The sequence below is a fragment of the Mitsuaria sp. CC2 genome (assembly GCF_048957715.1).
In the GTDB taxonomy this organism is placed as follows: domain Bacteria; phylum Pseudomonadota; class Gammaproteobacteria; order Burkholderiales; family Burkholderiaceae_C; genus Roseateles.
Genome location: NZ_JARVXN010000040.1, coordinates 13,726 through 38,253, shown reverse-complemented (window position 1 = coordinate 38,253; position 24,528 = coordinate 13,726). Strand labels below are relative to the sequence as shown.

General features: G+C 70.0%; 20 protein-coding genes. 8 read left to right on the top strand and 12 right to left on the bottom strand.

Translation table 11 applies throughout. The features are described from left to right. Positions 1-30: 30 nt before the first annotated feature. The 3 genes from PV762_RS25565 to PV762_RS25555 are packed head-to-tail and all read right to left on the bottom strand — an operon-like array spanning position 31 to position 3,157. Complete coding sequence (locus tag PV762_RS25565) at positions 31-792, bottom strand: LytR/AlgR family response regulator transcription factor (protein ID WP_421037820.1); 762 nt, start codon at positions 790-792, stop codon at positions 31-33. Next, positions 789-1,898, bottom strand: coding sequence for a histidine kinase (locus PV762_RS25560; protein WP_421037819.1), 1,110 nt, complete (start codon positions 1,896-1,898; stop codon positions 789-791). The genes PV762_RS25565 and PV762_RS25560 overlap by 4 nt, the downstream gene beginning before the upstream one ends. Then, the gene (locus PV762_RS25555) at positions 1,895-3,157 is read right to left on the bottom strand and encodes a sensor histidine kinase (RefSeq protein ID WP_421037818.1); all 1,263 of its coding nucleotides are present in this window, start codon (positions 3,155-3,157) and stop codon (positions 1,895-1,897) included. Before PV762_RS25555 ends, PV762_RS25560 begins: the two co-directional genes overlap by 4 nt. A gap of 114 nt (positions 3,158-3,271) precedes the next feature. Between PV762_RS25555 and PV762_RS25550 the strand changes: the two genes are divergently transcribed. Continuing rightward, complete coding sequence (locus tag PV762_RS25550; protein WP_421037817.1) at positions 3,272-4,120, top strand: alpha/beta fold hydrolase; 849 nt, start codon at positions 3,272-3,274, stop codon at positions 4,118-4,120. 21 nt (positions 4,121-4,141) lie between these two features. Here PV762_RS25550 and PV762_RS25545 read toward each other — a convergent pair whose 3' ends face one another. Both PV762_RS25545 and PV762_RS25540 read right to left on the bottom strand, forming a co-directional pair. Beyond that, entirely contained in the window at positions 4,142-4,504 is a 363-nt protein-coding gene (locus tag PV762_RS25545) for a PilZ domain-containing protein (protein WP_421037816.1), read from the bottom strand. Positions 4,505-4,566: 62 nt separating this feature from the next. After that, positions 4,567-4,992: a hypothetical protein gene (locus PV762_RS25540; protein ID WP_421037815.1), complete on the bottom strand. Its 426-nt coding sequence runs from the start codon at positions 4,990-4,992 to the stop codon at positions 4,567-4,569. 267 nt (positions 4,993-5,259) lie between these two features. Here PV762_RS25540 and PV762_RS25535 point away from each other — a divergent pair, with 267 nt between their 5' ends. After that, on the top strand, positions 5,260-5,919 hold the full coding sequence (locus tag PV762_RS25535) for a DUF1134 domain-containing protein (RefSeq protein ID WP_421037814.1): 660 nt from the start codon (positions 5,260-5,262) through the stop codon (positions 5,917-5,919). A 2-nt stretch (positions 5,920-5,921) separates the two neighbouring features. Here the strand turns inward: PV762_RS25535 and PV762_RS25530 are convergent, their stop codons facing one another. Then, complete coding sequence (locus tag PV762_RS25530; RefSeq protein WP_421037813.1) at positions 5,922-6,572, bottom strand: GGDEF domain-containing protein; 651 nt, start codon at positions 6,570-6,572, stop codon at positions 5,922-5,924. A gap of 333 nt (positions 6,573-6,905) precedes the next feature. On the opposite strand from PV762_RS25530, the gene PV762_RS25525 reads away from it, so the two are divergent. Continuing rightward, positions 6,906-11,039, top strand: a complete 4,134-nt coding sequence (locus PV762_RS25525; RefSeq protein WP_421037812.1) for an LAGLIDADG family homing endonuclease — start codon at positions 6,906-6,908, stop codon at positions 11,037-11,039. A gap of 52 nt (positions 11,040-11,091) precedes the next feature. On the opposite strand, the gene PV762_RS25520 is transcribed toward PV762_RS25525, so the two are convergent. Beyond that, positions 11,092-11,280 carry a hypothetical protein gene (locus tag PV762_RS25520; protein ID WP_421037840.1) on the bottom strand — a complete coding sequence of 63 codons (189 nt, stop codon included), beginning with the start codon at positions 11,278-11,280 and terminating at the stop codon, positions 11,092-11,094. 516 nt (positions 11,281-11,796) lie between these two features. Here PV762_RS25520 and PV762_RS25515 point away from each other — a divergent pair. Continuing rightward, positions 11,797-12,378, top strand: coding sequence for a DUF3455 domain-containing protein (locus PV762_RS25515; protein ID WP_421037811.1), 582 nt, complete (start codon positions 11,797-11,799; stop codon positions 12,376-12,378). Between the two features lie 108 nt (positions 12,379-12,486). Here PV762_RS25515 and PV762_RS25510 read toward each other — a convergent pair whose 3' ends face one another. Beyond that, complete coding sequence (locus PV762_RS25510) at positions 12,487-14,541, bottom strand: PEP-CTERM sorting domain-containing protein (protein WP_421037810.1); 2,055 nt, start codon at positions 14,539-14,541, stop codon at positions 12,487-12,489. A 311-nt stretch (positions 14,542-14,852) separates the two neighbouring features. Here PV762_RS25510 and PV762_RS25505 point away from each other — a divergent pair, with 311 nt between their 5' ends. From PV762_RS25505 to PV762_RS25490, 4 genes are all read left to right on the top strand, one after another. After that, complete coding sequence (locus PV762_RS25505) at positions 14,853-16,727, top strand: methyl-accepting chemotaxis protein (RefSeq protein ID WP_421037809.1); 1,875 nt, start codon at positions 14,853-14,855, stop codon at positions 16,725-16,727. A 138-nt stretch (positions 16,728-16,865) separates the two neighbouring features. Next, on the top strand, positions 16,866-17,552 hold the full coding sequence (locus PV762_RS25500; RefSeq protein ID WP_421037808.1) for a class I SAM-dependent methyltransferase: 687 nt from the start codon (positions 16,866-16,868) through the stop codon (positions 17,550-17,552). A 93-nt stretch (positions 17,553-17,645) separates the two neighbouring features. Continuing rightward, positions 17,646-18,704 (top strand): VTT domain-containing protein, encoded by a 1,059-nt coding sequence (locus PV762_RS25495; RefSeq protein ID WP_421037807.1) that lies wholly within the window; start codon positions 17,646-17,648, stop codon positions 18,702-18,704. 52 nt (positions 18,705-18,756) lie between these two features. Beyond that, the gene (locus PV762_RS25490) at positions 18,757-19,305 is read left to right on the top strand and encodes a hypothetical protein (protein WP_421037806.1); all 549 of its coding nucleotides are present in this window, start codon (positions 18,757-18,759) and stop codon (positions 19,303-19,305) included. Here PV762_RS25490 and PV762_RS25485 read toward each other — a convergent pair. From PV762_RS25485 to PV762_RS25470, 4 genes are read right to left on the bottom strand one after another with little or no spacing between them, the layout of a single operon-like run. Further along, positions 19,298-21,595, bottom strand: a complete 2,298-nt coding sequence (locus tag PV762_RS25485; protein WP_421037805.1) for a diguanylate cyclase domain-containing protein — start codon at positions 21,593-21,595, stop codon at positions 19,298-19,300. The genes PV762_RS25490 and PV762_RS25485 overlap by 8 nt on opposite strands. Before the next feature lie 31 nt (positions 21,596-21,626). Continuing rightward, positions 21,627-21,902 carry a cysteine-rich CWC family protein gene (locus tag PV762_RS25480; RefSeq protein WP_421037804.1) on the bottom strand — a complete coding sequence of 92 codons (276 nt, stop codon included), beginning with the start codon at positions 21,900-21,902 and terminating at the stop codon, positions 21,627-21,629. A 22-nt stretch (positions 21,903-21,924) separates the two neighbouring features. Then, complete coding sequence (locus PV762_RS25475; RefSeq protein WP_421037803.1) at positions 21,925-23,478, bottom strand: malonate--CoA ligase; 1,554 nt, start codon at positions 23,476-23,478, stop codon at positions 21,925-21,927. Continuing rightward, complete coding sequence (locus PV762_RS25470) at positions 23,478-24,482, bottom strand: Bug family tripartite tricarboxylate transporter substrate binding protein (protein WP_421037802.1); 1,005 nt, start codon at positions 24,480-24,482, stop codon at positions 23,478-23,480. Before PV762_RS25470 ends, PV762_RS25475 begins: the two co-directional genes overlap by 1 nt. Positions 24,483-24,528: the final 46 nt, after the last annotated feature.

Genomic DNA, 24,528 nt, shown 5'->3' with positions numbered 1-24,528 from the left:
CTCAGTGCCAGAGCGGTCATGTGCGCGACATCACATCTGCCGGAACAGGTGGGTGTAGCTCTCCGCGACGATCAACGCGTCCTCGCTTTCCTTGAGCTTGACCTGCATGCGGCCGCGGAAGTCGCGCGAGACGCCGGCAACCGCCGCCGCGTTGACCAGCGTCGAGCGGTGGATCTGCCAGAACTGCTGCGGATCCAGTTCCTCGACGAGCTCCTTGAGGGGCTTGCGGATCAGCGCTTCGCCCTGGCGCGTGGCCACGCGCGTGTACTTGCTGTCGGACTGGAAATAGAGCACCTCGTCGACCGTGATCAGCTTGAGCGTCTGCCCGACCGACGCGTTGATCCAGCGCAGGTACTGCCGCTTCGTGGTGCCGCCGGCCTGCGCGCCGAGCTGGCTCAGCACGGCGCTGAGATCGGCGGGCGGGCCTGACAGGCGCTGCTTGATGCGCTGGATCGCGGTGAACAGCCGCGCCGGCTCCAGCGGCTTGAGCAGGTAGTCCACCGCGCCCTCGTCGAAGGCGGCGACCGCGTACTGGTCGTACGCGGTGACGAACACGACATGGGAGCGTCCCTGCACCTGCCGGGCCACGTCCAGGCCGGTGGCGCCCGGCATCTCGATGTCCAGGAACAGCACGTCGGGCTTGACCTCGTGCAGCAGGCGCAGCGCCTGCACGCCGTCGGCGGCCTCGCCGAGGATGTCCAGCTCCGGCCAGAGCTGCGAGAGCCGCTCGACGAGTTCGTGACGCAGCGTCTCCTCGTCCTCGGCGACGACGGCGGTCGGGTGCGGGGTCATGCGGGCAGCTCCAGCGTGAATTCGGTGTCGTCGGCGTTGCTTCGGCACTGCAGCCGCGGCGGCGGCGTGCCGGGCGCGCGCTCCAGTCGCTCCAGCCGCTCGCCGAGGGCATGCAGGGCGGCTTCCTCGCCCCCCAGTCCGCCGCGGTCGAACGACAGGCGCAGGCGCAGGCCCCCACCGGGCGATTCCTGCGCGCTCAACCGGGCCTGGGTCGGCAGCCGCGCGGTGTCGCGCAGCATCAGCTGCGCCAGCGGCAGCAGCAGCATCGGCGGCAGCGCCCGCGCGGCCAGCCACGCGGACCAGTCCGTCGACAGGGTCAGCAGCCGCCGGTGGCGCCCCGCGACCACGGCGAGGTAGCTGTCCAGCAAGGCCGCCTCGGAGGCCAGCGTCACGCCGCGATCGCGCAGCCGGGGCAGGGCCACCCGAAGGTGGCGGATCAGCCGCTCCATCTGCTCCGGGGCCTCGTGGTCCGCACGGTCGTAGGCGCGCTCGATGTCCACCAGCGTGTCGAACAGGAATTGCGGCTCCACCTGCGCCTGCAGCGCGGCCAGCCGCGCGGCGACCGCGTCGCGCTGCATCGTGCTCTGCTCGCGCAGCAGCGCTTCCAGGCGGGCGCGGGTCCTGCGGCGGCGCATGACCAGTTCATACCAGGCCACGGACAGGCTGGCGGTGATGCAGATGGACAGGCACTCGCCGATGAAGTTGAGCCAGCCGATGGGCTGACAGGGCGACTCGCACTTGCGGTCGCGCGCCAGCTGGGCGATCGAGGGCAGGTGCAGCAGCGGCATCAGCTGGTCGTAGAGCAGCTTGGCCAGCACCGCGCCGATGAGCACGGCCGCGCTCAGGCGAGCGATGCGCCAGCGGTTCTCCGGCGCACTGCGCGACGCCGGCAGCCAGGTGAACAGGATCACCGCCGCCACCAGCAGCGGCGTCAGCATCTGGTTGGCGAGCGCCGACGGCCAGCGCGCGTCGTCCATGACGTAGAAGATCGACGACGCGTCGACCAGCCCGTAGAACACGCCGATCAGCAGGAACCAGGACAGCTCCTCGCGGCGCAGCGAGCGCCAGGAGTGCCACAGGTGGGCGACGGGTTCGCGCACGCTCATGAGCCTGCTCCGGCGGGGCTCGTCGACGTGCGGCTCGAGGCGCCCGGCGTGCTCGAGGCGGTCATGGTGGTCGTGGCGCCCGGGCTCATCGCGGGATCCGCGGGTCCGCCCCTCGCGCCCCCGCCGCCCAGCGGCACGCGCACCCGCGCCACGACGCCGCGCGGCTCGGCCGCCTCCAGCTCCAGCCCGGCCTGGCGACCGAACATCGCCATCAGCCGCGCGCGCGTGTTGGCCAGGCCCACGCCGCTGCCGCCGCTGGCGGCGAAACCCTGGCCGGTGTCGCGCACCTCCAGCACCAGGCCCGGGCCGCCGGGCTCGCGCCGGGCGGAGATGTCGATGCGGCCGCCCTCGGGCAGCGGGGACAGGCCGTGCTTGATGGCGTTCTCCACCAGCGTCGGCAGCACCATCGGCGGCAGCGGCGTGGCAAAGAGCGCGGCGTCGGCCTCGATGTCGAAGCGCAGCCGCTCGCCCATGCGCATCTGCAGGATGGTCAGGTAGCTGCGCGCCAGTTCCAGTTCCTGGCCCAGGGTGGACATGCCCTGGCGCATGCTCGGCAGCGCCGCGCGCAGGTAGGCGATCAGGCTGCCCATCATGTCGCGGCCGCGCTCGGGCGCGGTCTCGTAGAGGCGTTTCACGTTGGCCAGCGTGTTGAAGAGGAAATGCGGCTCGATCTGCGCGTTGAGCGCGGAGAACTGGGCTTCCAGCTGCTGCGCCTGCAGCGTGTCGTGCTGGCGGGCCAGCTCGGCGAGCCGGGCCTGGGCGCTGCGTTCCTCGCGCACGCCGTGCAGCAGCGCGGCGAAGAAGCCGCCCAGCACCAGCCACAGCGCCATCGTGGAGGCCAGCCAGTCCCAGTGCAACGGCGCCTCGGGGTCGCCGAGGTTCGCGACCTTGTAGCGCAGCAGGGTGCCGACGGTGGCGCCGGCGGCCACCGCGACGGCGCGTACGGCGAGCGGCCAGCGCCACGCGGTACGTGCGAGCAGCGCTTCCGCCAGCGCGAGGGCGCCCAGCACGCTCAGTGCCGTCAGCAGCGTCTGGCGGGTGAAGCGCAGCCATTCCATGAGCCAGCCGGCGACGCTGTCGTCCTGCGCCAGCCAGGTCAGCGACCGCGCGCCCGCCATCGCGAGGCAGAAGAAGAAGCAGGCCGCGATCATGCGCAGATTGAAGAGCTGCAGCGCGGCGTCGCGCGCCGAGCGCCGAGGCGCGGGCGCGCCGTCGGCGGGCGCGGCGCCGGGTGGGGAGGGGAACGCGGCATCGGACATGGGCCGGATTCTGTCCGCCTCCCGGGGGCCGTGCCAGCGCGTGCGACGAAGCGGGACTGGGCGGGACGAGTCCGTCCCTCGCCGGACCAACGACCAACGGCATACTTGCCCCCCATGAAGATCAACATCGGAAACGGCGCACGCCTGTTCGTGGACGTCGAGGGACCCGGCCTGGTGCCGGACGGGGCACGGATGCGGGAGAAGCCGACGCTGATCTGCATGCACGGCGGGCCGGGCTTCGACCATGCGGCGTTCAAGCCGGCGTTCAGCCAGCTGGCGGACCTGGCGCAGATCGTCTACTACGACCACCGCGGTCACGGTCGCAGCGATCCGCGGCCGTCGTCCGAGTGGACGCTGGACGTGTGGGCCGACGACATCGTGCGCCTGTGCGACGCGCTGGGGATCGAGAAGCCGATCGTGCTGGGGCAGTCCTTCGGCGGGTTCGTGGCGCAGCGCTACATCGCGCGGCATCCAGGGCATGCCTCGAAAGTGATCCTGTCCAGCACCTCGCACCACATGGGCCTGGCGCGCAAGCTCGACGCCTTCGAGCGGCGCGGCGGTCCCGCGGCCCGCGCGCTGGCGGAGGCCTTCTGGAGCCGCCCGACCCGCGAGACCTTCGAGGCCTACTGGTCCGGCGTGCGCCACCTCTACAACACGCAGCCGGCGGCCGATCCCGAGGCGGGCGGCCGCACGCTCGTGAACCTGGACATCCTGCTGCACTTCGTCAGCGGCGAGAAGCAGGACCTGGGCCTCCTGAAGGGGCTGGAGAAGGCGGCGTGTCCGGTGCTGGTGATGGTCGGCGAGGACGACCCGGTCTGTCCGCTGGAGGACGCGCTGGAGATCCACGACGCGCTGCCGCCGCAATGGCGTCAGCTGGCGCGCTTCCCGGGCGTCGGGCACGGCGCGTGGCGCGACGATCCGGTTGCCGCCTTCGCGGTGCTGAGGAAATTCATCGCCGAGTGATCGGCGGACGGACAGAGCGCGTCAGGACGCGACGAGCGCCTTGAGGTCACGCTCGACCAGCGTCGCGTCGCCGAGGTTCAACTCGATGACGCGGCGCAGGTGGGTGATGCTCTCGATGTCGATGCCCAGGCAGAGCAGCCCGGCGCGATCGCCTTCCACGTGCGCCAGCTGCGCGGCCATCGTGATGCGGCCGTCGTGCGGCGCCAGCGGCAGGTCCAGCAGGCACAGCGCGCCGGCTTCGACGCCCGAGCCGGGCGGCAGCAGCAGCAGCGCGCCCTTGAGCGACAGGTCCAGCACCTGCACCGGCAGGCGTTGCTCGACCGTCACCAGCTGCGCCGGGCCGGCGAAGGCGATGCGGGAGAAGTGACGGCGTTCGGCGCTCATGGTGTCGTCGCGTGTGGGGCGGGCGTAGGGGGCGGGCGAATGACCCGGGCGTGTGGCCGCGCTCAGAGCTCGGCGTAGATGGTGCTCTTCTCGATCGCCTGATGCAGGCGCGAGGGCGCCAGCGGTTCCAGGCCCATGGTCTCGAGCAGGTACCACGAGGCGCGCAGCAGCGCGGAGGTGGCCTGACGGAGTTCGGTCGATTCGGGCGACTCGGCGCGCGACAGCATCGCCTGAAGCTGGCGGGATGGGTTGTGGCCGGACACTTCCGGCACCTGCGAGGGCGTGTTCGCCTGCGTGAGACGGCCCAGCAGCTGCTGGACTTCATGGCCGTGCTCGGGGGACTGGATCAGCCGCGCGAGGTCGCCCAGCAGGCGCTCGCCGGCGGCCGCCAGCAGTTGGGCGGAATGGTCCGCGCCGCCGCCAACGTAGAGGGCGGACGCCATGTCCAGGTATTCCAGCGCGCGCGCCAGACGGGGCAGATCACTCACTGCATGTCCTCCTTGATGCACTCTTGTCACGACTGCTGTTCGCATGCATCGCCGTGCCTTGTTCCGCGTTCCCTGACCGGGAACCCGGTCCCTCCGGACGGCGAGAAAGAGGAGTGTATCGGTGCGCCGCGGCGCTGCGCACACCGTTTGTCACGGCGGCGGGTAGCATCCATCGGTTCGCAGGGCGGGCACTCTTTTTGCCGTCCGACCTGGCCCGGCGCGCGCGCTCCCGGAACCTGCGCCATCCAGACTTACCCGGAGATTCACATGGACCGTCATGACATGCCGACCGAGGCGACCGAGGGATTGATCGATCTCAGCGAGGCGCCGTCCCTGCGGACGCGTCGCGACGCGCTGGGGCGGCTGGGCCGTTATGCCGCCGCGGGGCTGGTGCTGCCGCCCGGCCTGGCCGTGCTGCCGGCGTTGGCCGCGGACAACGAGGACGACACCTACGACGAGGATTCGGTGCTGAAGGAGGCGACCGACTTCTTTGGCGAAACGACCGAAGGCCTGGCCAAGGTGATCGAGAAGGCCTTCAAGGATCAGGGCCGGCCGAACGCCTACATCAAGGGCCAGGAAGCCAGCGGCGCGGTGACGGTGGGCCTGCGCTACGGCGACGGCCAGCTGATCATGAAGCGCGGCGGCGGCGGCAAGGTCTACTGGGCGGGGCCGTCGGTGGGCTTCGACGTCGGCGGCAACGCATCCAAGGTCTTCACCCTGGTCTACAAGCTGCCGAAGGCCAGCGCGATCTACCGCCGCTTCCCGGGCGTGGACGGCAGCCTGTACTACATCGGCGGCGCCGGCGTGAACTACCAGCGCGCCAACGGCATCACGCTGGCGCCGATCCGCCTCGGCGTGGGACTTCGCGCGGGCGCCAGCGTGGGCTACGTCCACTACCGCCGCGAGAAGTCGATCAATCCCTTCTGAGTTCAGCCGGTGCGCAGCGGCGCGCCTTCGCGCTGGCTGCGCGAGAGCGCCTGCTCGGCTCGGCCGAGCAGGCCGCTGCCGGTGTCGCCCGGGCCGCGCCAGGCCGTGAGGCCCATGCTGAGCGGACCGGCGGTCGGCTGCTGCTGCAACCACACGGCGCGGAAGCGCTCACAGACCTTGCGGCCGGTGGGCAGGTCGACGTCGTGCAGCAGCATGAGCATCGCCTCGCCCTGTCCGAGCGCCAGCACGTCCTGCGCGCGGCACTGCTGACGCAGCATGTGGGGCAACGCGCCCGCCGGCGCCCGTGACGCGCCGAGCGCGACCAGGCACCAGGCCATGTCGGGGGAGTTCTGCTGCTGGCGCTCGACCAGCCGCGCGAGCAGTTGATCGCGCGAGGCCAGCGGGGAGGACGCGCCGGACTCGATCGCCAGCACGTGGAAGCGCTTGAAGTGGGCGAGGGCGATGCCGAAGTCGCCTTGCGCTTCGGCCAGGGCGCTGAAGGTTTCCTGCATGGGCGCGTGGTCGTCGCCGTGGGTCTTGCGCAGCTCGTCCAAGCGGGTACGGGCTGCATCGAGTTGGCCGTCCAGGATGAGACGGCGGGCCTCGGCGCAGCCTTGTTCCAGATCGCCCAGGGTGCCGGGGCTGGATCGCAAGACCTTGTCTACAGTCATAACGGAAAAGAATAGCGTCCGCTATACGACCAAACCACGGGAACAACCCGGGGAAACGCCGTTGCACTCGCATCAAACGGTGTGTGCGCTGCAAGTGCGCGCTTACCGGTGGTCACGCCGACGACGGATTGGTGACGAGGGGAGGAGCGGTTCGGGACGGCTGCGAGGACCGGGCGAGGGCCGGGCGAAGGGCGACACGGATGACGACGGCGTGTCGACGCCATGACGCTTTCGTGGATTGGGGACAGGGTCCGGGGAGGGGCGGGACTAGGATGGTCCGAGCTCGTGGATGTCGATGTTGATGGAGACCCCTGCATGACCCAGCCGACCGTGCCCCCGACTGTTCCCCCGACCCTGCCTGCGGCCGCTCAGGCGGTATCGACGCAGCTGCCGCTGCAGGCGAGCGCCGAGACGCTGCCGCCGCAGGACATCAGCGCCGAGGTGCTGCTGGAGAAATACGCCAAGGGCGGCGAGCGCAGCCTGGAGGAAGTCCGCGCGCGGGTGGCCAGGGCGCTGGCCGCCGCGGAGTCGCCGGAACAGCGTGCGCACTGGGAGGCGAAGTTCCTGGAAGCGCAGCGGCGCGGTTTCGTGCCGGCGGGGCGGATCGCATCGGCGGCGGGGACGGGCTTGTCGGCCACCCTCATCAACTGCTTCGTGCAGCCGGTGGGCGATGCGATCGCGGAGGAGGAGGACGGCCACCCTGGCATCTACACCGCGCTGACCGAGGCGGCGGAGACGATGCGGCGCGGCGGCGGGGTCGGTTATGACTTCTCCCGGATCCGGCCCAAGGGCGCGTACGTGAAGTCGACGCAGTCGAGCGCGTCGGGACCGGTGAGCTACATGCGGGTCTTCGACCGCAGCTGCGAGACGGTGGAATCGGCCGGCTCGCGTCGCGGCGCGCAGATGGGGGTGCTGCGCTGCGACCACCCGGACATCGAGGAGTTCATCCACGCCAAGGACCAGGGCGATCTGAAGAACTTCAACATCTCGGTCGGCGTGACCGACGCGTTCATGGAGGCGGTGGAGGCGGGCGCGGACATCGAGCTCGTTCACAAGGCCGCGCCGGGTGACAAGCAGCGCGCGGCCGGCGCGACGCAGCGGGCGGACGGACTGTGGATCTATCGCCGGATGCGTGCCCGCAAGCTGTGGGACCAGGTCATGCGCTCCACCTACGACCACGCCGAGCCGGGGGTGCTGTTCCTGGATCGGATCAACGCGGACAACAACCTGCACTACTGCGAGTCGATCAGCGCGACGAATCCGTGCGTGACGGCCGACACCTGGGTGTTGACGGGAGACGGCCCGCGGCAGGTCGGCGACCTGATCGGGACGCCGTTCCTGGCGATGGTTGACGGCAAGGCCTACCGGACGGAGTCAGCCGGGTTCTTCCCGACGGGGACGAAGCCCGTGCTGAGCCTGAAGATGAAGGAAGGGCAGTCGTTGCGACTGACCGACAACCACCTCGTGAGGAGAGTCCTCAAGCGCTCTCGCTATGTGACCGAGACCGATTGGGTGGCGGCCGGTGCGTTGCAGCCGGGGGATGAGGTCGTCCTCCACGAGCATCGCTCGTTCGAAGGGTGGGGCGGCGACTACACGGCTGCGCAGGGATACCTGATCGGTGCGTTGCTGGGGGACGGGTGGCTGAGGGATTCCAAGGCTGTGCTTTCCGTGTGGGCACCAGAGCTGTATCAGGCGGTCAACGGCGTGACGCCGCCGCATTCGGCGGAAGGGATCGCTGCTGCAATCACGGAGGCGATCGCTACCTTGCCTCATCGCGCGGATTTCCGCGGTTGGCAACGCCCGATCGCCGCGCAAGGTCAGATCCGCATGGCGTCTGCGCCCCTCCGCGATCTGGCTTTTGAGCTTGGCATGCGATGTGGCCCTGGGGGCAAGCAGATCACCCCCGCCATGGAACGGGCGTCGTCGGCGTTTCAAACTGCATTCCTGCGCGGCCTGTTTGACGCTGATGGTTCAGTACAAGGAACGCAGGAGAAGGGCGTCAGCGTGCGCCTGACCCAGTCCAACCTGGGCACGCTTCAAGCCGTGCAGCGAATGCTGCAGCGGCTTGGCATCGTGAGCACGATCGACACCAACCGGAGGCTCGCGGGGATGCGCGTCCTTCCGGACGGAAAGGGCGGACAACGGGAGTATCCCCACCCGCCTGTCCACGATCTGGTCGTCGCACGCGACAACCTTCAGGTCTTTGCGGAGCGCATCGGCTTTGCGGACACGGCGAAAGCCGAACGGCTGGCGCAGCGTCTGGCTTCACAGAAGCGCGCGCCCAATCGCGAGCGTTTCGTGGCGACGGTCGCTTCGGTCGAGCTCGATGGCGTCGAGCCAGTCTATGACGTGACGGTCGAGCACGTGCATGCGTTCGACGCCAACGGCCTGATGGTCCACAACTGCGCCGAGCAGCCGCTCCCCTCCTACGGCTGCTGCTGCCTCGGTTCGATCGACCTGACGGTCTTCGTCAAGGATGCGTTTGTGGCGAAGGCCTCGTTCGACGAGGCCGGGTTCGCCGACATCTGCAAGACCGCGACCCGCATGCTCGACAACGTGCTCGACGTGACGCCGTGGCCGCTGCCGCAGCAGGCGCGCGAGGCCGCCAACAAGCGGCGCGTGGGGCTGGGCTTCACCGGCCTCGGCGACACGCTGGTGATGCTGGGCCGGCGCTACGACGGCGAGCCCGCCCGCGCGATGGCGCGCCGCATCAGCGAGATCATGCGCGACGCCGCCTATGAGGCCTCCTCCGACCTCGCGATCGAGCGGGGTGCGTTCCCGCTCTTCAACGCCGATCTCTATCTGTCGGGCGGCAACTTCGCCTCGCGGCTGCCGCCGTGGCTGAAGGACAAGATCCGCGCGCAGGGTCTGCGCAATTCGCACCTGCTGTCGATCGCGCCGACCGGCACCATCTCGCTGGCCTTCGCCGACAACGCCAGCAACGGCATCGAGCCCGCGTTCTCGTGGAGCTACACCCGCAGGAAGCGGATGCCCGACAACGCCTTCAAGGAGTACGCCGTCGAGGACCACGCCTGGCGGCTCTACCGGCATCTGTTCGGCGCCGACGCGCCGTTGACAGACGCCTTCGTCACCGCGCTCGAATTGCAGGCGTCGGACCACGAGGCCATGGTTGCGGCCGTCGCGCCGTACGTCGACACGTCGATCTCCAAGACCGTCAACGTGCCGGCGGACTATCCCTACGCCGACTTCCAGGACCTCTATCGCCTGGCCTGGAAGAGCGGGCTCAAGGGCCTTGCGACCTACCGTCCGAACAGCGTGCTCGGCGCGGTGCTCAGCGTGGAGCCGATCGCCAAGCCCGAGCCGCTGAAGGCCGACATCGGCCCCAACCAGCGGCTGCGCGTCGAGCGTCTGCCCAAGCCCGTGCTCGCCTCGCTGCGCTGGCCGAGCCGGCCCGAGATGCCCGGGGGCAATCCCGCGTGGTCCACCATGATCCGCCACCCGCATGGCGACTTCGCGCTCTTCGTCGGCGAGTTGCCGGCCGAGGGGCCGGATGCGGGGCTCTTCGGCCGCACCTTGCCGTTCGAGGTCTGGGTCAACGGCGCGGAGCAGCCGCGCGGCCTCGGCGCGCTGGCGAAGACCTTGTCCATGGACCTGCGCGCCAACGACGCGGCCTGGCTGCGGCTGAAGCTGGACGCGCTGGCGACGGTCGCGGAGGAACGCGCGTTTGAAATGCCGATGCCGCCGCTGGGCGAGCCGCGGCTGTTCCCGGGCGTGGTCGCGGCGACCGCGGCCGTGATCCGCTGGCGCTGCGAGCAGCTCGGCGCGCTGCAGGAGGGCGGCCCCACGCCGGTGCTCGACGCGATGTTCTCGCGGGAGGAGCCGCGCACCGGCACGGCCGGCACGCTCGCGTGGGCGGTCGACGTCGACAACCCCGCCACCGGCGAGCTGTTCACGTTGACGCTCAAGGAAGTCAGCCTGCCCACGCCCGACGGCGGCACCGTCACGCGGCCGTGCGCGATGGGCTTCTCCGGCAATTATCCGAAGGCGCTGGACGGGCTGGCACGGCTGCTGTCGCTGGACATGCGGGTGCTCGACCCGGGCTGGATCGGCATGAAGCTGCGCAAGCTGCTCAACGTCGGCGAACCGCTGGGCCATTTCATGGCGCCGGTGCCGACGCTGTCAGGGGAAAGACGGCAGCAGGTGTGGCCGTCGACGGTCGCTTATGTCGCGCGCCTGGTCATCCACCGCTACGCGATGCTGGGCGTGCTGGACGAGAGCGGTTATCCGCTCGTCGACATGGGACTGATGCAGCAGGCGCCGTTGAAGGCCGCGGGTGCGGCGGGAGGGGCGGCGCGCGCCGCCTCGGAAGCCGGCGGCATCGTGGCCATGGCCGGCAAGAAATGTCCCGAGTGCGGCAACGCCACGCTCATCCACCGCGACGGGTGCGAGTTCTGCACCGCGTGCGGGTTCGTGGGGCAGTGCGGGTGACCGCCCCGTCGGGGACGGCGCCAGGCGTCTCGCCGGGCCGTCCTGCGAGACCTCAGGCCTGACCGGGGGCCTTGTCCTCCGCCGGGGCGGCTTCGCCGACGGTGCCGGCGGTGTTGTCCACATCGTCCGACGGCGCGTCCGAGCCCGCACCGCTGGCCTTGCGCTGGGCCTTCTCTTCCTTCTTCTTTTTCTTGGCCAGCTCGCGTTGGCGTTTTTCGTATGAGTAGTTGGGGGTAGCGATATCGGCCTCCGATAGGTTGGGGGTGATCGATGAGCCTGACGTTTCCGCCATTGCGCGAATCCGGGCCAGTTCCTGGCGGTGGACGTTGGTCCCGGTGGTGGTCAATCGAAGGCCGCCGCCATGCCATTCCAGCCAGTCCAGGTCGACCAGACGGTCGATCAGCTTTTCCGGAATCTCGTTGGCCTGACGCCGTTGGAGCGCATCGACACTCTGCCGCAACGAAGCGCGGAGCTCGTCGAGGGTTTGTGGGACAGGCATGGTGCTCCTCCTCCGATCTCACCCCGCGACATGCGGAGCGAACAGATTCGCCAGGCAATCAAGGCGAGGACTTGCACGGCTTCCGACAGGAGAGCGAAGCGAAGACTTCGGGATGACAGGCTCACGGTCTATCGGCTGATCGTAGCGCAGACCCGCGCGCGAACCTTTTTCGCCGGAAATGAATCCGTTAAGACGGCGTTTGCGTACAGCGTTCCGGTGAGGCACTTCGGCCTCACCGCCAAACCCTGAGGAGTTGCGATGACCCCGATGTCCCCCCGCTCGAAGTCCGTCCTTGCCCTGTTGGCGCCCGTGGCGCTGCTGGGCGCCTGCGCCATGTCCGGTCCGTCGGGCTCGAACGCCCCGGTGTTCTCCCAGGCCGGCCTGCCCGCCGCCGTCCAGGTGCCGGACGGGCACAAGGTGTCCCTGGAGACCGTCGGCGTCGGCAAGATCACCTACGAGTGCCGCGCGAAGAAGGACATGGCGGGCCAGTTCGAATGGGTGTTCGTCGGCCCGGACGCGGCCTTGAACGACCGGCGCGGCACCATGGTCGGGAAATACTACGGTCCGCCCGCCACCTGGGAAGCCAAGGATGGCTCCAAGGTGACCGGCACGCAGGTCGCGGTGGCACCGGCCGCAGCGGGCAGCATCCCGCTGCAGCTGGTGAAGGCCAACCCAGCCATGGGCATGGGCGCCATGCAGGGCGTCAGCCACATCCAGCGCGTGGCCACCAAGGGCGGCGTCGCGCCGCAGACGATGTGCGACGCCGCCGGCGTGGGGCAGAAGCAGGTCGTCGACTATCAGGCGGACTACATCTTCTGGGCGCCGGTGGCGATGCGGTGAAGGGCCGCCGGGGTCTGGGCAGGCGCAGGAAGGCGCTGACGGCCAGCGCCGCTGGCCCTCACCCCCACCTTTTCCCGCGGTGCGGGAGAGGGAGTAAGACCGGTGGTCTCAGAAGGGGGTGGCGCGCTTGCGCAGGCGCCATCCCAGCACCGCGATGCCGGCGATCAGCAGCGCGTAGGTCGACGGTTCCGGGACCGCGCTCAGCATCGTGAAGCCGTTGCTGAAGCTGTAGGTCGCCGTCAGGCCGTTGACCTTGGTGGCGGCAACGAGGTTCAGGAAACTCGCATCCTGCGACAGGTCGCCGGCGAAGCGGAGCGCGTAGCCGGCGCCGAGTTGCGTCACGGTCAGCACGCTCCCCGCCACCACGCTGCCCACCGAGGCGAAGGTGAGCCCCGCGCCGTCGAGTTCGAACGCGCCGCTCCCCAGCAGCGACAGGCTGGCGAAACTCTGGCTCCCGCCGGAGAGCTTGAGCGTGCCGCCGTTCATTTCGAGCGCGCGGGCCGCGCCCAGGCGCTGGTCGCCTTGCAGCTCGAGCACGCCGCCGTCCAGCGTGACGGTACCGATGTGCTGGCTCTGGCCTGTCAGCACGATGCGGCCGCTCTCAACCTGCATCTGGTTGACGTTGCTGAACGCGCCGGCATAGCTGAACTGGTTGCCGTTGCCCACCTCGAAACGCACCGTCGCCGAACCCGCCCCGCTGGCGCCGCGCACGTCGCCGAGGATCACCGCCTGGCCGCCGCTGACCACCAGCGTGCTGCGGCCGGCGCCCAGGTCGATGGCCAGGCCGCTCGCGCTGCCGTCGATGCGGCCGGCATTGACCACCGTCGTGTCGTAGTCCGAGGCCGAGCGGATCGCCGCCGCGGTCCCGCCCCCGACGATGGCCCCGCCGGTCTGGTTCTCGATGCGGACCAGCTTGCCGCTGCCGCCCAGGCCGCCGATGTAGATTGCCGAATCGCTGTCGCCGCGGATCACGCCGCCGGCGCCGTTGATGACCGTGGCGTTTGCATCAAGCGCCTCGCGCTGGCCGGCGTTCGGGCCGCTGGTGATGTCGTTGCCGACCAGCGAGATCCCGCGGCCTGCCGCGTTGCTGTTGCCAGCCGCGACCAGGCCTTCGATGAGGCCCGTGTTTCGGATCGTGCCGCCGCCGGCGGAAATGCCTTCGCTGAACGCGAGTCCGCTGCCCGACGGCGAGAACGCGTTGATCGAGCGGATCGTGCCGCTGTTGACGAGGTCGATGGGGCCGTCGACGTCGACACCGTCGCCGTCCCCGGTGACGCCGTTGCCGGTGATCAGTCCGGCGTTGCGGACCGTGATCACCTGCAGGGCGTTGAAGCCGTCGAAGTTCAGACCGGCGCCGTTCATGCCGCGGATCGTCGCGCCGGCCGCGTTGTTGATCGTGCCGGTCCAGACGATGGCCGTTTCCGGGCCGCCGGTCACGCCGTGGCGGCCGCCCTCGAGCAGGCCGCCCGACAGGTTGTTGAAGGTGATGCCGGCGTTGGCCTGGAAGTCGATGCCGTCGCTGCTGGAACCCGTCGTGGTGATCGAGCGGATGGTGCCGGCGTTGTTGACGATGCCGTTGACGCCGGGACGGATCGCGTCCGCCTCGTAGGACAGGATCAGTGCGCCTGCCTGGTTGTTCACGACGTTGCTGCCCGAGCCGATCGCGTTGAAGTCGATGACCTGGTTGCCGCCGCCCGAGGCGTTCGTCGAGATCATGCTGCCCCAGTTGGTCAGCGTGACGCTGGCGGGCGACTTGTTCATCTGGATCAGGTCAGCGTCCTGCGCGCGCATCAGCGCGGTGCTGTTGCTCGCGCTGCCGTTGACGATGACCAGGTTCTGCACGCCGGTGTTGTCGCGGATCACGCGACCCGTCCCCGTCTGCTCGATGCGGCCGAGGTTGGTGAGCGTCGCGTTGTGGCCGCTGACCGTCACCGCGACCGTCGAGCCGCCTACCGCCAGCGTGCCGGTCGCGCACAACGCACCGGTCTGGCCGCTGCCGCTGCCCAGCGTCTGCGCCGCGGTGAACGCGCCGCAGAGGTCGAAGGAGGCGGCGCCCGCCGATCCTGACTGCAGCAGCAGCGCGGCGAGCGCCAATCCGCTCAGCCGGAACATCGGCACGCGGCGGCGGTCGGAGGGGGAGCGGGGAGGCGCAAGGGGGACCATGGCGTGAAGTGTCTCGTGTGAAAAATTCACGCGATGCTAGGAGGCCCGCGCCTCGGGCGGCACCGCCCGAGCAGGGTGCCTCCGGAGCGCCTTCCGACACACGCCTGTCATGAACCGATGGGCCGCTGGTCCCCAGGTTCCATCGAGGATGCCCGCGAGCCGTGATCCCCGTCACGGTGCTCCTCCCCGCGAACGCGGGGGAGAGGAAACCCGATTCCGCACTGCATCACGGCGAGGCCGGAGTGACACATTCGAGTTGCCACTTTCAAAAGTAGCATTTCGGCTGTTTCGACGTTTTCCAGGGACTGGTCATGAATGCGCTTTCGGTCAAGAAGCAGCTGATGTTCGCCTTCGCCGCGCTGGTCGCGGCGGTGGTGCTGGTCAGCGTTGTCGCGCTGCGCGACCTCGCCGCCGCAGATGCCCGCTTCAGCGGTTTCGTCAAGGGCATCGACGAACGCGAGTCGATGGCCGTGGACGTCCGCATCGATGCCAATCGTCGCGCCATCGGCGTGCGCGACATGGTCATCGTGAAAGAGCGGGCCGACCTGGAGGCGTCGAAGAAGATGGCAGTGGACGCGCATCTGGCGCTCGGCGAGCATTTGCAGAAGCTGCGGGAGGCCGTCGCCGCTGCGCCGGATGCCACGCCGCGCGAGCGCGAACTGCTGGCTCGCATCGTCGAGGTCGAAGCCAAGTACGGTCCGGTGGCCGCGCGTATCGTCGAGCTGGCGGCTGCCGGCAAGCACGACGAGGCGATCGAGTCCATGACCCGCGATTGCAGACCGTTGCTTGCGTCGCTGCTGACGGCGGCGCGGGAATATGTCGACTACGCCGCCAAGGCCGGAGACGAGGTGGCCGCGGCGTCCTCCGCCCAGTACCAAGCGCAGCGCTGGTGGATGACGCTGATCAGCCTGGCCGCCGTCGGCATGGCGATCGGCCTCGGCTGGATGATCACGCGCCGACTGATGAAGGCGCTCGGCACCGAACCGGCCGAACTCGCCGACGCCGCCCACCGCATCGCCGACGGCGACCTGCGTCCGGTCGAAGGCGCCGCCACGGCGCCGGCCGACAGCGTGCTCGCGTCCATGGGCGTGATGCAGACCCAGCTGGTCACGCTGATCGCTCAGGTGCGCGGTTCGGCTGACCAGATCGCCATGGCCAGCGCCCAGATCGCCCAGGGCAACAACGACCTGTCGGCCCGCACCGAGGAGCAGGCCTCGGCGATCGAGGAGACCGCCGCCTCGATGGAGGAACTCAGCGCCACCGTGCGCCAGAACGCCGACAACGCCCAGCAGGCCAACCAGCTGGCGCTCAACGCCAGCGAAGTCGCCATGCGCGGCGGCGAGGTCGTCGGCCGGGTCGTCGAGACGATGCGCGGCATCAACGACAGCAGCCGCCGCATCTCCGACATCATCGGCGTCATCGACGGCATCGCCTTCCAGACCAACATCCTCGCCCTGAACGCGGCCGTCGAAGCGGCGCGCGCCGGCGAGCAGGGCCGCGGCTTCGCCGTCGTGGCCTCCGAGGTGCGCAGCCTGGCCAGCCGTTCCGCCGGCGCCGCCAAGGAGATCAAGCAGCTCATCGGCGACAGCGTCGCCCGCGTCGAGCAGGGCACCGGTCTGGTCGACCAGGCCGGCGCGACGATGACCGAGGTCGTCGGCGCGATCCGCCGCGTGTCCGACATCGTCGGCGAGATCAGCGCCGCCAGCGTCGAACAGAGTTCCGGCGTCACGCAGGTCGGCGAGGCCATCACGCAGATGGACCGCGCCACGCAGCAGAACGCCTCGCTGGTCGAGGAAAGCGCCGCCGCCGCGGACAGCATGAAGCAGCAGGCCGCCGACATGGTCGGCGCGGTCTCGGTCTTCCGCATTGCCGACGACGGGCGCTCCTCGCCGTCTGCGAAGACCTCGACCGCCGCTCCGGTTTCCCGGCCCGCGTCGTTCGCGTCGTCGCCAATCACGGCGCCGCGCGCCATTCCGGTCCACACCGCGTCCGCCCCGCGCAGTCCTGCGACGGGGGCCGTGCCGGCCGTGTCGCGTCCGAACGTGCGCGTGGTCGCCGCCACGCCCACGCCTCGCCGGCATTCGGCGCCGACGCCGGACCTGCACGTGGTCCGGCCGTCCGCCGCGCCCGCGAGGCAGGCGGCCGAGCCGGTGCTGGCCGGGGATGACGACTGGACGTCGTTCTGAGCGTCGTGCCCGGCGTCGTTCCGACGCGACGCCGCCGGGACTTCCCTGTCCCGAAAGAGAAGGATGTCGTGGCGGACCGCGCCTGACTATGCTTCGTGCACCGGAGCGGTGCTCGCGCCGGAGTCCGAGGAGCGCGCCATGCCGGCTACCCGTCCCGCCAGTCCCCTGGCCCGCGTCGACTATCCGCATCTGGCGCGCCGCGAAATGCTGGCTTTCCTCCCGCCGGTCTGCCAGCGCGTGCTGGACGTCGGCTGCAACACGGGCGCCTTCGGCGAGGCCGTCAAGCAGACGCGCCCCGGCACCGAGGTCTGGGGCGTAGAGCCCGACGCGGGCGCCGCGGAGCGCGCCGCCCTGCATCTGGACCGCGTGATGCAGGGATTCTTCGGTCCGTCCCTGCCATTGCCCGAGGCCCATTTCGACGTCATCGCCTTCAATGACGTGCTGGAGCACATGCCCGATCCCTGGGCCGCGCTGAACCATGCCGCGCCATTGCTGGCGCCGGGCGGCGTCGTGCTGGTCTCGCTGCCCAACCTCCTGCACCTGGACACGATCTGGCCGCTGGTCCACGACCGCGACTTCCGATATGAGCCTTGCGGCGTCCGGGACCGGACCCATCTGCGCTTCTTCACCCGCACCAGCGCGCTGCGCATGTTCGAGGAATGCAGCTACGAGGTGCTCAGCGTCCAGGGCATCAACGAGCAGTGGTATACCGCGTCCATCAGGCGCCGGCTGGCCTTCCGCCTCTTCGGGCGCCAGCTCGAGGAGACCAAATGGGTGCAATTCGCCTTCGTCGCGCGACCGAAAGCGCGCCGGCTGGTGTCCTGAGGTCCCGGGGATCCCGAGCGCGGCGCTTCAAATGACGCCGTCGAATCGCCCCACCGCCGACGGGTGTCCTCCGCAGCCGCGACAATGCGCGGCATGCGCGCCCTGATCGACCTGCTGATCCAACACGACTTCCTGCTCGTCTTCCTCGTGACGCTGGCCGCGCGCATCGGCGCGCCCGTGCCCGCGGCGCCGCTGCTGGTGGTCGCCGGCGGCCTGGCTGCGGCGGGGCGTCTGTCGGCGTTGTCGCTGGTCATCGCCGCGGTGCTGGCCAACGTGCTGGGCGACGCCATCTGGTTCATCGCCGGCCGCAGCTACGGTCACCGCGTGCTGCGGCTGCTGTGCCGCGTCTCGCTCTCGCCCGACGTCTGCGTCCGTCAGAGCGAGAGCCTCATCGCGCGCTGGGGAGGCAGCTCCCTGCTGGCCGCGAAATTCCTGCCCGGCATCTCCGTCGTCGCCGCGCCGATGGCCGGCGCGCTCGGCATGGGCTGGCGCCGCTTCGTTGCCTACGACGCCGTCGCCGGCCTCGTCTGGACCGCGTGTTTCCTGGGCCTCGGCCTCATCTTCAGCGACCAGATCCAGGATGTCCTGGACTTCCTCTCCAACGCCGGCCTCTACGCGGTCGCCGCGATCCTCGCCGTGCTGCTGGCCCTGATCGGCAACCGCTGGCGGCGTCGTCGCCAGCTGGCGAAGCTGCAGGGCGAGGTCGAGCGCATCAGCGTCGAGGACGCCGCCGCGCTCGTCGAGCAGGACATGGCGCCGCTCTTCATCGACGTCCGCAGCGATCCTGGCCGCGCCGCGGATCCGCGCACCCTGCCGGGCGCGCTCAACATCCCGCTGACGCGCCTGCCCGAATACGCCGGGCAGTTGCCCGACGACCGGCTGCTGGTCCTCTATTGCAACTGCCCGAACGAGGTTTCGGCCATCCAGGGCGCGCACGAGCTGCTCAAGCGCGGCCACCCGCGCGTGCTGGCGCTGGACGGCGGCCTGGACGGCTGGCATGAACTCCAGCGTCGCCAGGGGCGCGATCGTGGCGACAGCGGCGACGGCGACGCGGCGGGACTGCCGCCCAAGCCGGCGGCCCAGTCCGCCTCGGCGGCTGGCGCTCCAGCGACGCCGGCGTCCCTGCATTCCGCCACGCCCGCCGTCCCCTGATCTGAGGAGGGGGAGTCCCCGCGGCTGGCCCGGCGCTTGCATACTCGCGCCCATGAGCGTTGCCGTCCTGCCTGCCGCCGCCCCGGTCGTTGCGCCGACCATCCTCGACCTCGAGGCTTCCGGATTCGGGCGTGGCAGCTACCCGATCGAGATCGGCTTCGTCGAAGCGGGCGGGTTGCCGTTCTGCTCATTGATCCAGCCCGCGCCCGACTGGGAACATTGGGATGAGGGCGCCGAGGCCTTGCACGGCATCACCAGGGAGCTGCTGCTGCGCCACGGTCGCCCGCGTGAATGGGTCGTCGACGAACTGAACAAGCGCCTGGCCGGCCAGACGGTTTACTCGGACAGCTGGGGGCATGACTATCCGTGGATGAGCAAGCTCTTCGACAGCGTCGGGCGTCTGCCGCGATTCCGGATCGAGGACCTGCGCCGCCTGCTCAGCGAAGACGAGGCTCAGCGCTGGCACGCCGTGCAGCAGGAAGTCCGTGCCGAGGCCCAACTGCGCCGCCATCGCGCCAGCGCCGATGCCAAGGTGCTGCAGATGACGCTGATGCGTGTGAAGCAGGGGCCGCCGATGCCGAGACCTTTCGGCGTCAACTGACCGGTTTCTTTCGCTCCGCGCACAGGCTGCCGCTCGACCGCCCGCGGCCCGCCCGCTTCGCGCGATAGAGCTGTTCATCCGCCTGCGTGACGAGCTCGTCGATATCGGCTTCCCTGGCCCACTGGACGCAGAACCCGACGCTGCTGCCGATGTGCAGTTCGAGCGCACCGATGCGGAACGGCATGGTCAGCGCGTGCACCAGCTTGTCCGCGACGACCTGCGCGTCGACGGGTCTGGCGACATGGGTGAGGAACACGGCGAACTCATCGCCGCCGATGCGCGCGACCAGGTCTTGGGGACGCAGCGCATGGCGCAGGCGCCCGGAGACGGCCTTCAGCAGCGCATCGCCGACCGGGTGGCCGTACTCGTCGTTGACGGGCTTGAAGCGGTCCAGATCGAGGTACAGCAGCGCCACCAGTTCGTCGCGGTCGGTGGCCCGGCCGAGCGCGGCGTTGACCTGCGACGCGAAGCCCGCGCGGTTGAGCAGTTCGGTGAGGGGGTCCGTGTTGGAGGCGCGCAGCAGCCGCATCTGTTCCTGCTTGACGTCGGTGACGTCGCGCGCGACGCCGTAGGCGCCGATGATGGCGCCGTCGTCGGTGATCAGCGGCGCATAGGTCAGTTCGACGTAGCGCGTTCCGCCGCGATCGCCGCGCTCGCCGCCGTCCGGCGGCATCGGTGGGCTGATGCCGGCGTCGTCGCGCATCTCGACCACGCTGGTCTCGCCCGCGAAGGCGCGAAGGATCAGCGGATGCACGGCCGCGTACAGGTCGTCGAACACGTCCGCCGCCTGGCGGCCGTGCCAGGAGTTTTCGGGGATGTCGAAGCGCCGCTCGAAGGCCTTGTTGCAGAACAGCACGCGTTCGTCGGTGTCGACGGCCAGCATCATCACGTTGACGCTCTGCGCCATCGCGCTCATGACGGCCTGGCTGCGTTCGCGCTCGCGTCGGGCCGCAAGCTCCACGCTGATGTCGGCGATCGTGCCCGCGTGCGCGACGATGCGTCCGGCCAGCCGCATGGGCCGCATGCGCAGCCGCACCAGCATCTCCGTCCCGTCGCGGCGCGTCAGTTGCCGCACGCGGTCCACCGGCTCGCCCATGGCCACCAGCGCGGCCCACTGCTCGCGCGTCAGCTCGCGTTCAGACGCCGGCAGCCGGTCCAGCCAGCCCCAGGCGAGCGTCTGGCGATCGACCTCCAGCAGGTGCAGGTAGGTCTCGTTGGCATACACGGTGCGGCCCAGGAGGTCGCAGCGGAAGAGGCCCATCGGCGACGCGTCGGCGGTGGCCTCGCGTTCCGCCTCGCGCAGCCGCGCGCGATGCTGCAGCCGTGTGAACCAGGCCATGAGCCCGACCGCTATCGCCGTGACCACCAGCGAGAAACCCAGCACCGCGCGCCGCTGCTGCAGATAACCGGCGAGGATGCGGTCGCGCTCGAAGGACACGAACAGGCGCAGCGGGTAGTCCTGCAGCACGCGGTAGGAAACGATGCGGTCGCGCCCGTCGGCCGGGCTTTTCGTCACCATGAACTGGCCGCTGGCCGGCGGGCTCGGCGGCAGCACCTCGCCGCCGGGGACCTGTCGCATGTTGGTGCCGACCAGGCCCGGGACTTCGGGCCAGCGCGCCATGGCGACGCCATCGTCGCGTTCCAGCAGCACGGCCATGCCCGAGCGCATCGATCGCGTGCGGTACACGCGCAGCAGGGTGTCGAGGTCGATGAAGCCGACCGTCGCGGTGAACGCGCCGGTCGGCGCGCTCAGGCGCGTGGCCATCGGCAGCACGAAGTGGGCGCCCGGCCGCAGCCGGATCGGCGTGCCGAGGACGACGCTCGGTCCGCCGGGACGGCCGAGTTCGGACAGGAAGCTCTTCGGGCCGAGGTCGACATAGGGCTCGCCGGTGACCGACGGGATGCGCCACAGGCGGCCGTCGGCGCTGGCCAGCATCACGTCGGTGATCCCGCGCGAGTTGTCGCGCATCGAATCGGCCAGCAGCGACACGGTGGCGTCGAGGTCCTGGCGCTCGTTCCTGCGCGTGAGCAGCAGCAGGTCCAGCGTGCGCAGGCTGCCTTCGGTCTCGCGCAGCAACTGCTCGGTGTCCTGCGCCGCGTTGAGCGCGATGCTGTGCAGGTCGTCCTGCAGGTCCGCGACCAGCGATTTCGGATAGAGCAGCGCGAACCACAGCACCAGCGCCCACAGCACGACCAGCACCAGCCCCAGCGCCAGGAACGGGCCGAAGACCACCAGGCGTCTCACCTGGAGGCGCTCCGCGACCGACTGGCTGAATGGGGAGGGGGGCATCGGTCGGATTGTGGCCGTGCCAGGTACGCCTTCAAACGCCTAACAACGGGGGCACGGGCGGGTTGTTCGGCGGGTCCGGCACGTGGCTGTCCGGATCGTCGCGGGCCAGCTCGGTCAGGCAGCGCAGGCACAGGCACTGGTCGCTCCAGCGGGCGGCGAGTTCGCGCTTGAGGCCCTCGCCCAGCCGCGTGCCGAAGCAGGCGCACCAGCCGTCGTCGACGCCGCAATGGAACCCGCCGCCGCAACGCGGGCAGGCGGTGTTGATGGTGCTGACCGTGTCGGCGGGGAGCGGCGTCGGCGTGCTCATGACGACGGATTGTCGGCGATGCTCAGGCGAACAGCCCCCGATGCCGCTCGCGCAGCAGGTTCTTCTGCACCTTGCCCATCGCGTTGCGCGGCAGCTCGGTCTCGACGAAGACCCGCTTCGGAACCTTGAAGCCGGCGATGCGGTCCTTCAGCGCCGCGATCAGCGTCGCGCCGTCCAGCGCGGCGCCGGATCGCGGCACCACCACGGCGATCACGCCCTCGCCGAAGTCCGGATGCGGCACGCCGACCACGGCCGACTCCGCCACGCCGGGCAACTCGTTGAGCCAGCCTTCGATCTCCGCCGGGTACACGTTGTAGCCGCCGGTGATGATCAGGTCCTTGCTCCGCCCCACGATCGTCACGTAGCCCCGGTCGTCGCGCCGGCCCACGTCGCCGGTCTTGAACCAGCCGTCGGCGGTGAATTCCTCCTTCGTCTTCTCCGGCATGCGCCAGTAGCCCGAGAACACGTTGGGTCCGCTCACCTGGAGGTGGCCGATCTCGCCGTCGCCGGTGCTGGGGCAGGGCGCGCCCGCGTCGTCGACGATGCGCAGCCCCACGCCCGGCAGCGGACGACCGACCGTGCCGCCGCGGCGTTCGCCGTCCTCGGGCTTGTACGGATTCGAGGTCAGCATCACTGTCTCGCTCATGCCGTAGCGCTCGCGGATGGTGAACCCGGTGCGACGCTGCCATTCGTGGAAGGTCTCGATCAGCAGCGGCGCGGAACCGCTGATGAACAGGCGCATCCGCGCGCAGGCCTCCCGGGTCAGCGCGGCCTGTTCCAGCAGCCGCACGTACAGCGTCGGCACGCCCATGAACAGCGTCGCGTCCGGCAGCCGCGCGATCACGCCGCGAGGATCGAAGCGGTTGAACCACAGCATCTTCGCGCCCGACAGCAAGGCCCCATGCGATGCGACGAACAGCCCGTGCACATGGAAGATCGGCAGCGCGTGGATCAGCACATCGTCCGCCTGCCAGCCCCAGTGGTGCTTGAGCACCTCGGCGTTGGACAGCAGGTTGCCGTGACTCAGCATCGCGCCCTTGCTGCGACCGGTCGTGCCGCTCGTGTAAAGGATCGCCGCCAGTTCATCGGCGGTCTTCTCCGCCGTCTGGTGCGTGTCGGGCATCTGCACCGCGCGGTCCAGCAGCGTGCCGCTGCGGTCCTCGTTCAGTGTGAACACCCACGGCACCTTGGCCTGGAACGCCAGCTTGCTGATCCAGCCGAAGTTCTTCCCCGCGCAGACGACGACGGCCGGCTCCGCGTTGTCGATGAAGTACGCCAGCTCGGCGGCCTGGTAGGCCGTGTTCAGCGGCAGGTAGACGTAGCCGGCGCGCAGCACCGCGAGGTACAGCAGCAGCGCCTCGACGCTCTTCTCCGTCTGCACCGCGACGCGGCTGCCCGCGGGCAGGTCCAGCGAGTCCAGCAGGTTGGCGATCATCGCCGTGGCGCGGTCGATGTCGCGCCAGCTGTAGCGCTGTCCGGCGTCGGGGCCGTCGGCCAGCTCGATCGCGCAGGCGTCCAGGTCGTCGGAGAAATTCGCGCGCAGCGCGGCGAACAGGTTGGCGTTCACGGTGTTCATCAATCCAGTTTCGCACCGCTGCGCTTGACCACGTCGGCCCAGCGCACCACCTCGCCGTGCACGAACTTGCCGAAGGCGTCGCCGTAGAGCGTGGGCATGTCGGTGCCCAGGCCGGTCCAGATGTTCTTCAGCTCCTCGGTCGCATAGGCCTTGCGCAGCTCCGCCTGCATCGCGGCGATCACTTCCTTCGGCGTGCCCTTCGGCGCCCACAGCCCGTACCACGTGGAGACCTGGTACTGCGGGATGCCGGCCTCCGCGGCGCTCGGGATGTCCGGGAAGCCCGGCGCGCGCTTGGACGAGGCCACCGCCAGCGCCTTGATGCGTCCGCCGCGGATGTGCGCCGCCGACGAGCCCAGGCCGTCGAACATCAGATCCACCTGGCCCGCCATCAGGTCCTGCAGCGCCGGGCCGGCGCCGCGGTAGGGGATGTGGGTGATGAAGGTCTGCGTCTGCAGCTTGAAGAGTTCGCCCGCGAGGTGGTGCGAGGTGCCGTTGCCCGCCGAGCCGTAGTTCAGCTTGCCGGGGTTCTTCTTCAGGAAGTCGAGCAGGCCCTTCACATCGGTGGCCTGCACCTTCGCCGGGTTGATCACGATCACCTGCGGCACGCTGGAAACCAGCGCGACGGGGACGAAGTCCTCCTCCAGCTTGTACTCGAGCTTGGGATACATCGCCGGCGCGATCGCGTGGTGCACGGCGCCCATGAAGAAGGTGTAGCCGTCCGGCGCGGCCTTGGACGCGAGGGTCGCGCCGACGGTGCCGCCGGCGCCGCCCTTGTTGTCGATGATGAACTGCTTGCCGGTCTGCTTGGTCAGCACGGCCGTCAGCGGTCGCGCGAAGGCGTCGGTGCCGCCGCCGGCCGGGAAGGGCACGACGATGACCACGGGCCGGCTCGGCCATGCGGCCTGCGCGAACGCCGACGGCGCGATCCCCGCGCCCGCGGCGGACAGGGAGGCCAGGGCGGCGGCGCCCAGCAGGCGGCGGCGGGTCGTGGAAGTCTGGGTCATGCGTGTCTCCTGTGGGCCTCTGCGGGCCGCGGTGTCGGTGGGCAAG